This window comes from Methylocella sp., from assembly GCF_044226135.1.
Classification (GTDB): Bacteria; Pseudomonadota; Alphaproteobacteria; order Rhizobiales; family Beijerinckiaceae; genus Methylocapsa.
This window is the reverse complement of record NZ_JBGAHM010000058.1, coordinates 1-12479: the sequence shown is the minus strand read 5'-3', so window position 1 is coordinate 12479 and position 12479 is coordinate 1. Positions and strand designations below refer to the sequence as shown.

At 69.5% G+C, this 12479-nt stretch carries 13 protein-coding genes; 9 read left to right on the top strand and 4 right to left on the bottom strand.

Features of this window, described 5'->3' with window-relative positions:
* A partial coding sequence (locus tag ACILRB_RS15570; protein WP_395667210.1) for a hypothetical protein occupies positions 1-180 on the top strand: 180 nt, incomplete at its 5' end.
* Between the two features lie 9 nt (positions 181-189).
* Here ACILRB_RS15570 and ACILRB_RS15565 read toward each other — a convergent pair.
* The gene (locus tag ACILRB_RS15565) at positions 190-996 is read right to left on the bottom strand and encodes an ABC transporter permease (RefSeq protein ID WP_395667209.1); all 807 of its coding nucleotides are present in this window, start codon (positions 994-996) and stop codon (positions 190-192) included.
* Between the two features lie 271 nt (positions 997-1267).
* Here ACILRB_RS15565 and rfbC point away from each other — a divergent pair, with 271 nt between their 5' ends.
* The 4 genes from rfbC to rfbA are packed head-to-tail and all read left to right on the top strand — an operon-like array spanning position 1268 to position 4687.
* The gene (gene rfbC / locus ACILRB_RS15560) at positions 1268-1840 is read left to right on the top strand and encodes a dTDP-4-dehydrorhamnose 3,5-epimerase (RefSeq protein WP_395667208.1); all 573 of its coding nucleotides are present in this window, start codon (positions 1268-1270) and stop codon (positions 1838-1840) included.
* The gene (gene rfbB, locus ACILRB_RS15555; protein ID WP_395667207.1) at positions 1837-2901 is read left to right on the top strand and encodes a dTDP-glucose 4,6-dehydratase; all 1065 of its coding nucleotides are present in this window, start codon (positions 1837-1839) and stop codon (positions 2899-2901) included. The genes rfbC and rfbB overlap by 4 nt, the downstream gene beginning before the upstream one ends.
* Positions 2898-3773, top strand: coding sequence for a dTDP-4-dehydrorhamnose reductase (rfbD, locus tag ACILRB_RS15550; protein ID WP_395667206.1), 876 nt, complete (start codon positions 2898-2900; stop codon positions 3771-3773). Before rfbB ends, rfbD begins: the two co-directional genes overlap by 4 nt.
* A gap of 47 nt (positions 3774-3820) precedes the next feature.
* Positions 3821-4687, top strand: a complete 867-nt coding sequence (gene rfbA / locus ACILRB_RS15545; RefSeq protein WP_395667205.1) for a glucose-1-phosphate thymidylyltransferase RfbA — start codon at positions 3821-3823, stop codon at positions 4685-4687.
* Positions 4688-4750: 63 nt separating this feature from the next.
* Here the strand turns inward: rfbA and ACILRB_RS15540 are convergent, their stop codons facing one another.
* A complete protein-coding gene (locus tag ACILRB_RS15540; RefSeq protein ID WP_395667204.1) occupies positions 4751-5941 on the bottom strand; it encodes a polysaccharide biosynthesis/export family protein in 1191 nt (396 codons plus the stop codon).
* Between the two features lie 228 nt (positions 5942-6169).
* Here ACILRB_RS15540 and ACILRB_RS15535 point away from each other — a divergent pair, with 228 nt between their 5' ends.
* Complete coding sequence (locus tag ACILRB_RS15535) at positions 6170-8434, top strand: glycosyltransferase family 2 protein (protein ID WP_395667203.1); 2265 nt, start codon at positions 6170-6172, stop codon at positions 8432-8434.
* A gap of 3 nt (positions 8435-8437) precedes the next feature.
* On the opposite strand, the gene ACILRB_RS15530 is transcribed toward ACILRB_RS15535, so the two are convergent.
* Complete coding sequence (locus ACILRB_RS15530) at positions 8438-9049, bottom strand: cation transporter (RefSeq protein WP_395667202.1); 612 nt, start codon at positions 9047-9049, stop codon at positions 8438-8440.
* Between the two features lie 281 nt (positions 9050-9330).
* On the opposite strand from ACILRB_RS15530, the gene ACILRB_RS15525 reads away from it, so the two are divergent.
* The 3 genes from ACILRB_RS15525 (at position 9331) to ACILRB_RS15515 (ending at position 11895) form a co-directional block, all read left to right on the top strand.
* Positions 9331-10086, top strand: a complete 756-nt coding sequence (locus tag ACILRB_RS15525; protein ID WP_395667201.1) for an electron transfer flavoprotein subunit beta/FixA family protein — start codon at positions 9331-9333, stop codon at positions 10084-10086.
* The gene (locus ACILRB_RS15520) at positions 10083-11018 is read left to right on the top strand and encodes an electron transfer flavoprotein subunit alpha/FixB family protein (protein WP_395667200.1); all 936 of its coding nucleotides are present in this window, start codon (positions 10083-10085) and stop codon (positions 11016-11018) included. Before ACILRB_RS15525 ends, ACILRB_RS15520 begins: the two co-directional genes overlap by 4 nt.
* A 103-nt stretch (positions 11019-11121) precedes the next feature.
* Complete coding sequence (locus ACILRB_RS15515; protein ID WP_395667199.1) at positions 11122-11895, top strand: ferredoxin--NADP reductase; 774 nt, start codon at positions 11122-11124, stop codon at positions 11893-11895.
* A 212-nt stretch (positions 11896-12107) separates the two neighbouring features.
* On the opposite strand, the gene ACILRB_RS15510 is transcribed toward ACILRB_RS15515, so the two are convergent.
* Positions 12108-12479 (bottom strand): hypothetical protein (locus tag ACILRB_RS15510; RefSeq protein WP_395667198.1); only part of this gene is annotated, 372 nt, incomplete at its 5' end.

The window sequence follows — 12479 nt, the reverse complement described above, 5'->3', positions numbered from 1 at the left end:
GGCTTCCACTTCACGCCGCAATACGGGCATCTGACGACGGACCGCTACTGCTACGGCGTCGCCTTCGCGGGGCGGCGCTGGATCGACGCGGTCTGGACGCGATGGTTCGAGATTGAGGCCCACGTCGAGGGCGCGATCCATGATTTCCAGGATCTCGTCGTGGGGCGCCGGCGGGCGTGACGGGCCCGCTCAGCGCAGCCGGCGGCGCGCCACGCGTTCGGCGATGAGCGAGCCGGCGAGCAGCGAGGTCGCGAGGCCGAACAGATAGGGCAGGTCGATCAGCCGGTCGGGATAATTCTCGTAATAGGCCGAGCGTAGCCATTCGACGCATTGCAGCAGCGGATTGCAGGCGAGCCAGCGGTCATAGGGGTGGGGCATGGCCGCCGGGAAGAAGATGATCCCGGACGAGGCCCAGAACACCGGCGCCATCAGATTGTACATGAGCGCGAAAGGCGCGAAAATCTGCGCGACGAGGGCCGCGGCGACGCCGACGCAGAAGGCCAGATAGATGGTTCCGGCGGTCGCGAAGACGACGCCCGGCCAGTCGCGCGGCTCGAAGCCGGTGGAGAACAGGCTGAGCACCGCAAGGATCACCAGGAACACGACGACGGCGTTGGCGACCTCGAGAATCGCGCGCGCGATCAGAATGTCGAACACCTTGACCCGGTTGAAGTAAAGCAGCGGCTTGTTGATGATGAGCGCCATCATGATCTGCCGCGAAAAATAGATGAAGATCACGAACGGCAGGATCGAAAGGCCGAAATAGACGATCTGGTCGGTGCCTTCGGGCGGCAGCCGGTTGAACAGGCGGAAGATCGCCACGACGACGAGCAGATGGCCGACCGGCATGGCGATCAGGATCAGAAGGCCGAAGCCCGCCGCCCCCATGAGAAGCTGGACGTCGCGCAGGAGAATCGCCCGGACCGCCGCCGCCGCGATGGCGAGCGGACGCGCGGGCGGCCGCCTCACGCCGTCTTCGGCCGCGAAAACATCCATGCGGGGCTCCTTTTCTGCATCGTCGCGGCCGCGTCCTCGCGCTGCGCCATGGCGGCGGGCGCCCGACATGGACGCGCGCCACAGAATATGCTCAATGGCCGGCATATTGAGGGCGCCGGGGCGCCTCGTTCGTTCAGATCTTTCCGCCGGCGCTCCGGCGCGTCCTCTCCCGAGGGCGAAATCGAGTTGGAATTTAAGGGTTTGACCCTTAATGCGGGCGGCCGCAAGCCTCGTCGAAGCCGGGGCCGGATGTCAATGCGCAGGGGATGACATGGACGTCAAGACGACAGCGGCGCCGGGCGTGGTCATGCTGAAGCCGCGCCGGTTTCAGGATTCGCGCGGCTATTTCAGCGAAACCTACAATCAGCGCGCTTTCGCCGCCGCCGGCGTCGCGGCGGATTTCATCCAGGACAACCAGTCCTATTCGGCGAAGGCCGGCACCATCCGCGGCCTGCATTTCCAGCTTCCGCCGGCCGCCCAGGCGAAGCTCGTGCGCGTGCTGCGCGGCGCCGTGTTCGACGTCGCGCTCGACCTGCGCCGCGGCTCGCCCTTCTACGGCCGCTGGGTCGCCGAGACGCTGACGGCCGACGGCGGCGAGCAGCTCTTTATTCCGCAGGGCTTCGCCCACGCCTTCTGCACCCTCGTCGACGACACCGAGGTCGCCTACAAGGTCGATGATTTCTACGCGCCGCAGAGCGATTGCGGGCTGATCTGGAACGACCCCGACGTCGCCGTCGACTGGCCCGAGGCCGCGCGCGAGGCGGTCCTGTCCGACAAGGACGCGAAGCTCGGGCGCCTGCGCGACTTCGTCTCGCCCTTCGTCTATGAGCGGGAAGCGAAATGAGCGACGAAAAACGCATCCTCGTCACCGGCGGGGCGGGCTTCATCGGCTCGGCGGTGACGCGCGAGATCATCCGCTCGACGCCGCACCGCGTGCTGGTCGTCGACAAGCTGACCTACGCCGGCTGCCTCGAGTCGCTCGAACCCGTGGCGAACGACGCGCGCTACGGCTTCAAGCGCGCCGACATCGTCGACGGCGACGTCATGCGCGCCCTGTTCGACGAATTCTCGCCCGACGTCGTGATGCATCTCGCCGCCGAAAGCCATGTCGACCGCTCGATCGACGGGCCCGGCGAATTCATCCGCACCAACGTCGTCGGCACCTTCTCGCTGCTGCAGGCGGCGCTCGGCTACTGGCGCGGCCTGCCGCAGGCGCGGCGCGACAGCTTCCGCTTCCACCACATCTCGACCGACGAAGTGTTCGGCTCGCTCGGCCCGGAGGGCTTTTTCAGCGAGACCACGGCCTATCAGCCGACTTCGCCCTATTCGGCCTCGAAAGCGGCGTCCGACCATCTCGTCATGGCCTGGCGCCACACCTATGGCCTGCCGACCGTGCTGAGCAACTGCTCCAACAATTACGGCCCCTACCACTTCCCCGAAAAACTCATCCCTTTGATGATCCTCAACGCGCTCGAGGGCAGGAAGCTGCCGGTCTACGGCGCCGGCGCCAATGTGCGCGACTGGCTTTATGTCGAGGATCATGCGCGCGCCCTGCTGAGCGTGGCGACGCGCGGCCGGGTCGGCGAATCCTACTGCATCGGCGGCCATAACGAGAAGAGCAACCTCGAGGTGGTGCGCGGCGTCTGCGCCCTCGTCGACGAGCTCGCCCCCGACCCCGCGCTGGCCCCGCGCGAAAACCTCATCGAATTCGTGTCCGACAGGCCGGGCCATGACCTGCGCTACGCGATCGATCCGGGCAAGATCGGCGACGACCTCGGCTGGCGCCCGCGCGAGACGTTTGAATCGGGCCTGCGCCGCACCGTCGAATGGTATCTTTCCAATCGCGGCTGGTGGGAGCGCATCCGTTCGCGCGTCTACGGCGGCGAGAGGCTCGGCGTGATATGACGCTCGTTCTTGGAGCCGGCGGCCAGCTCGGCCTCGACCTGCAGCGGGCGCTGCGCGCAAGCGGCGCGCCCTTCACGGCGCTGACCCGGGCCGAGCTCGACGTCGCCGACGCGGACGAGATCGCGCGCGCGCTCGACGCGGCGAAGCCCGCCGTCGTCGTCAACGCCTCCGCCTACACCAAGGTCGACCTCGCCGAAAAGGAGGTCGAGGCGGCGCGCCGCGTCAACGCGCTGGGGCCAAAGCGCCTCGCCGAGGCCTGCGCCGCGCGCGGGATCGCGCTGATCCATGTCTCGACCGACTATGTGTTCGACGGCTCGAAGTCGTCGGCCTATGTCGAGGACGATCCGGTCGCCCCGGTCAACGTCTATGGCGCGACCAAGGCCGAGGGCGAGGCCATGGTCAGGGCCGCCGGCGGGCGCTTCGCGATCCTGCGCGCCTCATGGGTCTATGGCGAGTTCGGCGGCAATTTCCTGAAAACCATGATGCGGCTCGCGCGCGAGCGCGACGAGCTGCGCGTCGTCGCCGACCAGCGCGGCGCGCCGACCTCGACGCGCGAGCTGGCGCTGGCGATCCTGAAAATCGCGCCGCGGATCGCCGCGGGCGCGGCGCCGTCCGGCGTCTATCATTTCACCGGGGCGGGCGAGACCAGCTGGCGCGACTTCGCAGACCGCGTCGTCGCGGCGCAGGCGGACGCGAGCGGCCGGCGCCCGCAGGTCGTCCCCATCGCGACCGCCGATTATCCGACCCCGGCGCGCCGCCCGGCCAATTCGGTTCTCGACAACGGCCGCTTCCGCGAAACCTTCGGCTTTTGCGCGCGGGACTGGCGCGAGGAGGTCGACGCGACGGTCGCGGCGCTTCTCGCCAGGGGCTGAGGCCCGACCCAGGGATCACTCGAAAGGCGCCTCGGCGCGGGAGCACAATGCGCAAGGGACTCATTCTGGCCGGAGGCTCCGGCACGCGGCTGCATCCGCTGACGCTCGTGACCTCGAAGCAGCTTCTGCCGGTCTACGACAAGCCGATGATCTATTATCCGCTGTCGACGCTGATGCTCGCCGGAATCCGCGAAATTCTCATCATCTCGACGCCGCAGGACCAGGCGGCGTTCAGGAAGCTGCTCGGCGACGGCTCGCAATGGGGGGTGAAGCTCGACTACGCCGTCCAGCCCTCGCCCGACGGGCTCGCCCAGGCGTTTCTGATCGGCGCCGATTTTCTCGCCGGCGCGCCGTCGTGCCTCATTCTCGGCGACAACATCATCCACGGCCACGGCCTCTCCGAGACGCTGCAGCGGGCCAACGCGCAGACGGGCGCAAGCGTGTTCGGCTATTTCGTCGACGAGCCCGAGCGCTATGGCGTGATCGAGTTCAACGACCGCGGCGAGGTGCTCTCGATCGAGGAGAAGCCGCAGACGCCGAAATCGCACTGGGCGGCGATCGGCGTTTATTTCTACGACTCCGACGTCGTCGACCTCGCGCGCACGCTCAAACCTTCGGCGCGCGGCGAGCTCGAGATCACCGACCTCAACAATCTCTACATCGCGCAGAAGCGCCTGCGGCTCGAAAAGCTCGGGCGCGGCTTCGCCTGGTTCGACGCCGGCACGCATGATTCGCTGATGGAGGCGGCCGAATTCGTGCGCGTGCTGCAACACCGCCAGGGCCAGCTCATCGCCGCGCCAGAAGAGATCGCCTTCTTCAACGAGTGGATCTCGGAAGGCGCGTTCGTGAAGCTCGCCAACGCGCTCGGCAAGACCAAATATGGCCGGCGCCTGCTCGACCATCTGAAGGGCTGACGCGAAGGGCCGGCGCAGGGACCGACGCCGGCCGGCCGGCGCCAGCGCGGGGTCGCGCGGGCCTCAGCGCTCGATCAGCGAATAGGCGGTGAGGCCGGCGAGCGCCGGGCCGGTGACGAGGCCGACGACCTCCATGACCTTGCGCGTGTCGTTGATCGGCGCGTTGGAGACATAGAGCACGTCGCGGCTTTCGATGCGGAAGGCCTGCGACAGGAACAGGCTGCCCGGATCGCGCAAATTGAGCCGGTAGACGACCGGCGTCATGCGGCCGGGCCCGGCGATGGTCGTTCCGGGCGCGACCGCGCGCGCGACGCTTTCGGGCTCGAAGCGGAAGACGAACACGCCCGAGGGGTCGGAGCGCCCGTCGCTGAGGCCGCCGGCCTTGGCGAGCGCCTGGGCAAGGCTGATGCCGTCGGCGTCGAAGGGGATTTCGGCGTTGCGGCCGGTCGCGCCATAGGCGATGAAGGTCTGCGGGTCGCGCACCACGGTCAGCACGTCGTTTGGCCGCATGTAGATGTTTTCGCTCGCGTCGGTCGAGACGCGGCTCATCGCGACGCGCGCCGTTTCGCGTCCGCGGGTGAGCTGGATGAAGGTCTCGTTGACCGGCGCGCGCACGCCGCCCGCGGTGGCGATCACGTCCATCACGCGGTCGCCGCGCACGCTGAGCGGCACGCGCGCGCCATTGACCACTTCGCCGGTCACGGTGACGCTGTTTGAAACCGACTTCGGCACGTTGACGAGCGTCTGCGGCTCGATCGCCTTGCCGGTCAGCGCCTGTTCGAGTTCGGCCTGCACCTGCTTCGGCGTGCGGCCGACGACCCTGACGCGGCCGGCGTAGGGGACGCTGATCGACCCGTCGCGGCCGACGACCTGGTCGGGGATGGTCGAGCTTTTCGAGCCGGTGCTGAAACGGTCGCTTGAGAGCGGCGCGGAGAACAGCCCGCCCGCGCCCGCCTCCCAGATGGTCACCGAGACCGTGTCGCCGACGCCGATGGTCGGCTCGACGGAGGGGCGATAGTCGCCGAAACGCGCGAGGAAGCTGGCGCTGCGGCGCTTGCGCAGCACGTCGACGGTGCGGGAGTCGATGTCGACGATCTCATAGCGCGGCACGCCGGGCGTGGCCGACTGCGACTGCGCCTCGATGTCGCCGGTCGAAGGGCCGGCGCCGGTGAGGTAGGAAGAGCAGCCCGCCTGCGCAAGCAGCGTTCCGCCAAGAATGAGATTGCGCGCGGCCTTCGCCAGAGTATTGGGCATTTGCGACCTATCCTAAGCGAGGCTAGACTTATCATCGGTCGCCGCGTGAAACTACAGCAACCCCGCCGCGCAGATCAATTGCGCGAAGGTGTAGCCGATTGGCCACAAGAATCGGGCGCTCTCGCGCTTTTCATCGTGCGCGCCGCAATTTTTGGCGAAGTTTAGTTAACTATGATTGCCGCAACCAGCGCCGCGCCGCGCCGCGCGCCGCCCCCCGACCGGAGTGTCATGGCCGCCTTCAAAGACCGTCTGCGCGCGCTGCGCCGCCGCCGCAGCCTTCGGCTCATCGCCCGCAGCGGCGTCTTCGACGAAGCCTGGTACGGCGCGCAGAACCCCGACTGCGCCGAAACCGGACTCGCGCCGGGCCTTCATTATCTTCTCGTCGGCGCGGCGCGCGGGGCCCGGCCGCATCTGCTGTTCGACCCAGACTGGTTCGCGCGCGGGCGGCGCGGCGCGCGGCGGCGCGCGGCCAATCCGCTCCTCGACTATCTGCGCTTTGGCGCGGCGCTCGACCCCTCGCCCTATTTCGACGCGGCGCATTACCGCGCGCTCGCCGGCGACCTCGAAGGGCTGACGCCGCTCGGCCATTTCATCCGTTTCGGCCTCGCGCGGGGGCTCTCCCCGGCGCCCTTCTTCGACCGGGCCTGGTATCTCGCCGCCTATCCCGACGTGAAGGCCGCCGGGCTCGACCCGTTCCTGCATTTCGTCGCCTCGGGCGCGCGGGAGGGGCGCTCGCCCTCGCCGCTGTTCGACGCGCCCTGGTTTCTGGCGCGCGAACCGACGCTGCGCGAGAGCGGGCTTGAGCCGCTGCCGGCCTTCCTCGCCTATGGCGCGCCGGCCGGGGCGCGGCCGCAGGAGGGCTTTGATCCGACATTTTACGCCGGCGCGGCGGACGTGCCGCTTGGCGCGGCCTTCTCCCATTACGCGCGCGAGGGGCGCGCCGGCTGGCGCTCGGCGCACCGCATCCTGCCGCCGCCGGGCTCGCCGGCCGCCTCCTTCCAGGACCTGCCGTGGCGGCGCGCCGGCGCGCCGCGCCCCGCGGCGCCCTTCAGGGTGATGATCGTCGCCCCCGCGGGCGCGCCGGCGGCGCGGGCGCTGCGCAAAGCGCTCGCCGCATGGACGGCGCTCGACGTGCATGTGCTCGCGCGCGGCGCCTCGGCCGAGCCCGAGGGGTTTGAGGCCGCGCTCGACCTCGCGGGCCTCGCCCGCGCCGGCCTGCCTGAGGAGATCGCGCTCGACCGCGCCGCGCGGGCGCTGAAGTTCCATGACCCTGAGGCCGTCGTCGTGTCGTCGGGCGCGCCGGGCCCCGCGCTGTCGCGCGCCTGCCGCGAGACCGGGCTCGCGCTCCTGACCCTCGAGGCCGGGGCGGGGGAGGCGGCGGCCGCGCGCTGCGCCGGCCTTCTGCGCTGGGCGCTCGCCTATCGCGAGACGCCGCGCCGCAGCGTCAGCGTGGCGGTTCCAAACTACAATCACGCGCGCTTCCTCGACGAGCGGCTCGGCTCGATCATGGCGCAGACGCTCGCGCCCGACGAAATCCTGTTCCTCGACGACGCGTCGGACGACGACAGCCTTGCGGTCGCGAAGCGCTGGCGCGACCGCTCGGCCATTCCCTTCGTCATTTTGTCGTCGGCGCAGAACGGCGGCTCGCCCTTCCGGCAATGGGCGAAGGGGGTCAGGGCCGCGCGCGGCGACCTCGTCTGGATCGCCGAAAGCGACGACGCCGCCGAGCCGCGCTTTCTTGAGACGATGACGGCCTGCTTCGCGCGGCCGGGGCTCGCGCTCGCCTATTGCGATTCGAAGACGATCGGGCCCGGCGGCGACCTGCTCGCCTCGAGCGCGCGCTTCTACACCGACACGCTCGACGCCGAGAAATGGCTCGTCGGCCATCGCGCGCCGGGCGCGCAGGAGACGGCGCAGGCGCTCGTCGTGAAGAACACGATCCCCAACGTCAGCGCCGCGCTGTTTTCGCGCGCCGCGCTGACGCTGGCGCTGCGCGAGATCGAGTCGTGTCGCTATTGCGGCGACTGGGCGGCCTATGTCGAGGCCCTGCGCTACGGCGATCTCGCCTATCGCCCGCAGGCGCTGAACCGGCGCCGGCAGGACAGGGAGAGCGTCACCGGCCAGGGCGAGCGCGGTCTTGAGGCGGTGAGGGAGGCGCTCGCGGTCAAGCGCTCGATCTTCGCGCGGCTTCGCGTCGACGACGCGCGTCTGGCGCAAAGCTTCGCCCAGAGCGCCTTTGAATATGAGCGCCGCTCGCTCGCGCCCGGAGGGCGGCGGCCGGGCTTTGCCGCCAATCCCGGGCTACAGGGCGAGTTCGACGCGCTTGGCGCGTCGATCGCGCGGCTCGGCCCGGCGCTCGACGCCTGCGGGGCGGCGACGCTGCGCTTTCTCGAAGGGCTCGGCGCGCATGACGCGGGGCTCACGCGGGCGCAGGGGCGGGCGCTGGCGGCGACGGCCTTCGGCGAGTTGCGCGCGCTCGCCGGCAGGTTGTGAGCCTCAGGCCCTCGCGCGCTCATGCTCGCCGCGCGCCGCCTCGAACACCTCGCGCGCGGCGTCGGCGTTGAGCGCCGCGATGGCGAGGCCGACGATCAGGTCGGGCCAGGCCGAGCGCCAGACGAAGGCCGTGAGGAGCCCCGTGACGATGATCGCGACATTGGCGAAGGCGTCGTTGCGGGCCGACAGATAGGCCGCGCGCGTCAGGCTGCCCTGCGCGCGGCGATGGCGCGCGAGCAGGACGGCGCAGAGCAGATTGACGGCGAGCGCGCCCGCGCCGGTCAGGGACAGCGGCGCGGGGGCCGGCGCGACGAAGGCCCCGAGCTTGCTCCAGGCGGCCCACAGCGTCGCCGCCGCCGGCACGAGCAGGATCGCCGCGAGCGCCATGCCGAGGCGCGCCCGCGCCAGCGCGCTCCAGCCGAGCGCCGCGAAGATCAGGACATTGATCGCGGCGTCTTCGAGAAAATCCACGCTGTCGGCGAACAGCGACACCGAGCCGATGGCGAGCGCCACGAAAAATTCGACGCCGAACCAGGACAGGTTCAAGATCCCGACGAGGCCGACCGTGCGGCGCAGGCCCGGCGGCGGAGACGGGCCGCGCTCCGTGTCGTTCATGGGGCTGTTCCTTTCGCGCCTGTCGGCCCCGCGCGGGCTTTCGGGCGATCTCCCGTTCAGGCATGCTTGCGCGGCGTCGCGGCGAGGCCCATAGCATGTTCCGCGCGTCAATGCGTCACGGCCGCGCGGGCCGCATTGACGCGCGCCTCCCGAGACGGCAAGGAACCATGAGGATTTTTGCGTTCGGGCGCGGCGCGACGGGCGGCGCGCCCGGCCAGGGCCAAAAGCGCGCCTGACCGGGGCGGGCCGGGCGGCCTGCGCCCCTGAAGGGAGCCGCTGCGATGAAGGTTCTGGTCGCGGTCAAGCGCGTGCTTGACTATAATGTGAAGCCCCGGGTCAAGCCCGACGGCTCGGGCGTCGATCTCGCCAGCGTCAAGATGTCGATGAACCCCTTCGACGAGATCGCCGTCGAGGAGGCGACGCGCCTCAAGGAGAAGAAGGTCGCGAGCGAGATCGTCGCCGTCTCGATCGGCCCGGCGAAGGCGCAGGAGACGCTGCGCGCGGCGCTCGCGCTCGGCGCCGACCGCGCGATTCTGGTCCAGACCGACGCGGCGCTCGAGCCGCTCGCCGTCGCCAAGATCTTGAAGGCGGTCGCGACGGAGGAGCAGCCGGGGCTGATCCTGCTCGGCAAGCAGGCGATCGACGACGACTGCGGCCAGACCGGCCAGATGCTCGCGGCGCTGCTCGGCCGTCCGCAGGGGACGTTCGCCTCGAAGATCGAAGTCGCCGGCGAGGGCGGGGAGGTGGTCGTGACGCGCGAGGTCGACGGCGGCCTCGAAACGGTGCGGCTCAAGGCGCCGGCGATCGTCACGACCGACCTTCGCCTCAACGAGCCGCGCTATGCGTCGCTGCCCAACATCATGAAGGCGAAGGCGAAGCCGCTGGCCACGAAGACGCCGGCCGACTATGGCGTCGACCCCGCGCCGCGCCTCAAGGTGCTGAGCGTGACCGAGCCGCCGGCGCGTCCGGCCGGCGTCAGGGTCAGGGACGTCGACGAACTCGTCGAAAAGCTGAAAGCTCTGGGAGTTGGCGCATGAAGGTCCTCGTTCTCGCCGAGCATGACGGCGCAGGCGTCAGGGACGCGACGCTTTCGGCCGTCAGCGCGGCGCAAAAGCTCGGCGAGGCCCATCTGCTGCTGGCGGGCTCGGGCCTTGACGCCCTCGCCGGGGCGGCGGCGCGGATCGAGGGCGTGGCGAAAGTCCATGTCGCCGACGACCCCGCCTACGCCCATGGCCTGCCCGAGGCGCTCGCCCCGCTCGTCGTCTCGCTGATGGCGGGCCATGACGCCTTTTTCGCGCCCGCGACCTCGTTCGGGCGCGACGTCGCCCCGCGCGTCGCGGCGCTGCTCGACGTGATGCAGATCTCGGACGTGCTCTCGGTCGAGGGCGGGCGGCGCTTCACCCGGCCGACCTACGCCGGAGCCGCGATCGCGCTGGTCGAAAGCCTCGACGACAAGATCGTCGCCACCGTGCGCGGCACGGCCTTTCCCAAGGCCGCGCGCGAGGGCGGGGCGGCGGCGGTCGAGCCCGTCGCCGCGGTCGCCGACCCGGCCGCCGCGCTGTCGAGCTTCGTCTCGGCCGATCTTTCGGCCTCGGAGCGGCCGGAGCTCACCTCCGCCAAGATCGTCGTCACGGGCGGCCGGGCGCTCGGCTCGGCCGAACAGTTCCACGCCGTGATCGACCCGCTCGCCGACCGGCTGAAGGCGGCGGTCGGCGCGAGCCGCGCCGCGGTCGACGCGGGCTATGCGCCAAACGACTATCAGGTCGGCCAGACCGGCAAGATCGTCGCGCCGGAGATCTATGTCGCGATCGGCGTCTCGGGCGCGATCCAGCACCTCGCCGGCATGAAGGATTCGAAGGTGATCGTCGCGATCAACAAGGACGAGGAGGCGCCGATCTTCCAGATCGCGGACTTCGGCCTCGTCGCCGACCTGTTCGAGGCGGCGCCGGCGCTGACGAAGAAATTGTGACGGCGCGAGGCGAAAAGCCGCAGGCGGCCGGCGCGCCGCTCCTGTAAACCGGAGCCTTGACAAGCTTCAGCCCGGCGACGCCTGGCAGGCGATTGGAAGAAAGATGAGCAAGTTCAGCGAACAGCGGGTTCTCGAAGTCCGGCACTGGACGGAGCGGCTTTTCAGCTTCAAGACCACGCGCGAGCCGAGCTTTCGCTTCCGCAACGGCGAATTCGTCATGATCGGCCTTGAGGTCGAGGGCAAGCCGCTGATGCGCGCCTACAGCGTCGCCAGCGCCAATTACGAGGACGAGCTCGAGTTCTTCTCGATCAAGGTGCAGAACGGGCCGCTGACCTCGCGGCTCCAGCACGTCAAGCCCGACGACCGCATTCTCATCGGCAAGAAGGCGACCGGCACGCTCGTCATCGACAATCTCGCCGACGGCCGCAACCTCTATCTGCTCGGCACCGGCACCGGCCTTGCGCCGTTCCTGTCGATCATCAAGGATCCCGAGGCCTATTCGCGCTTCGAGAAGGTGATTCTGGTGCATGGCGTGCGCGAAATCCGCGAGCTCGCCTTCGCCGGGCGCATCGAGCAGGAGCTTCCGAACGACGAGCTTCTCGGCGAAATGGTTTCGGAGCAGCTCATCTATTATCCGACCGTGACGCGCGAGCCCTTCCGCAACCAGGGCCGCGTCACCGACCTCATCGTCTCGGGCAAGCTGTTCTCCGACGTCGGCCTGCCGCCGCTCAACGCCGACGACGACCGTTTCATGATGTGCGGCAGCCCCGAGATGATCAAGGACATGCACAAGCTCCTGTCGGCGCGCGGCTTCTCGGAAGGCAACCAGGGCGAGCCCGGCGATTTCGTGGTCGAGAAGGCGTTCGTCGAGAAATAGGCGCCGCCGCCTAGAGCATTTTCAGTAAAAGTTGCAGACTTTTACGTTAAGAAAATGCGTAAAAACAAGATGTTGGAGCGCGTCCGCGATTCGATGGACGCCGAACGCGCTTCTAGAGCATTTTCAGTAAAAGTTGCAGACTTTTACGTTAAGAAAATGCGGAAAAACAAGATGTTGGAGCGCGTTCACGACTGGATGAACGCCGAACGCAGTCAGGCGTCGGGCGCGAGGCCGCCGCGGCGCCATTCGAGCCGCTCGACGCCATGGACCCGCGCCAGCCGCTCCACCGCCTCGGGCGTCGCCTCGACGCGCGCGCGCGCCGGCATGATGAGGTCGTAGCGGTAGGTCCGCCGCTCGCGCTCACCGGCGCGCGCGCTCGCCACCACCGTGAATCCCGCCTCGGCCAGCAGGCGCCTCAGCTCCGGCTCGCCCGGCCCCGCGCCTGAAACGGCGACGGCGAGCCGGGCTTCGTGCAGCCGCGGCGTCGCGTCCTCGGCCCATTTCACGAGCCTTTGCGCGACCCGGCCGGCGGCGACGCCGACGACGGCGAGGCCGCGCCGCCCCGCGCCGGCGCAAAGCCCGGC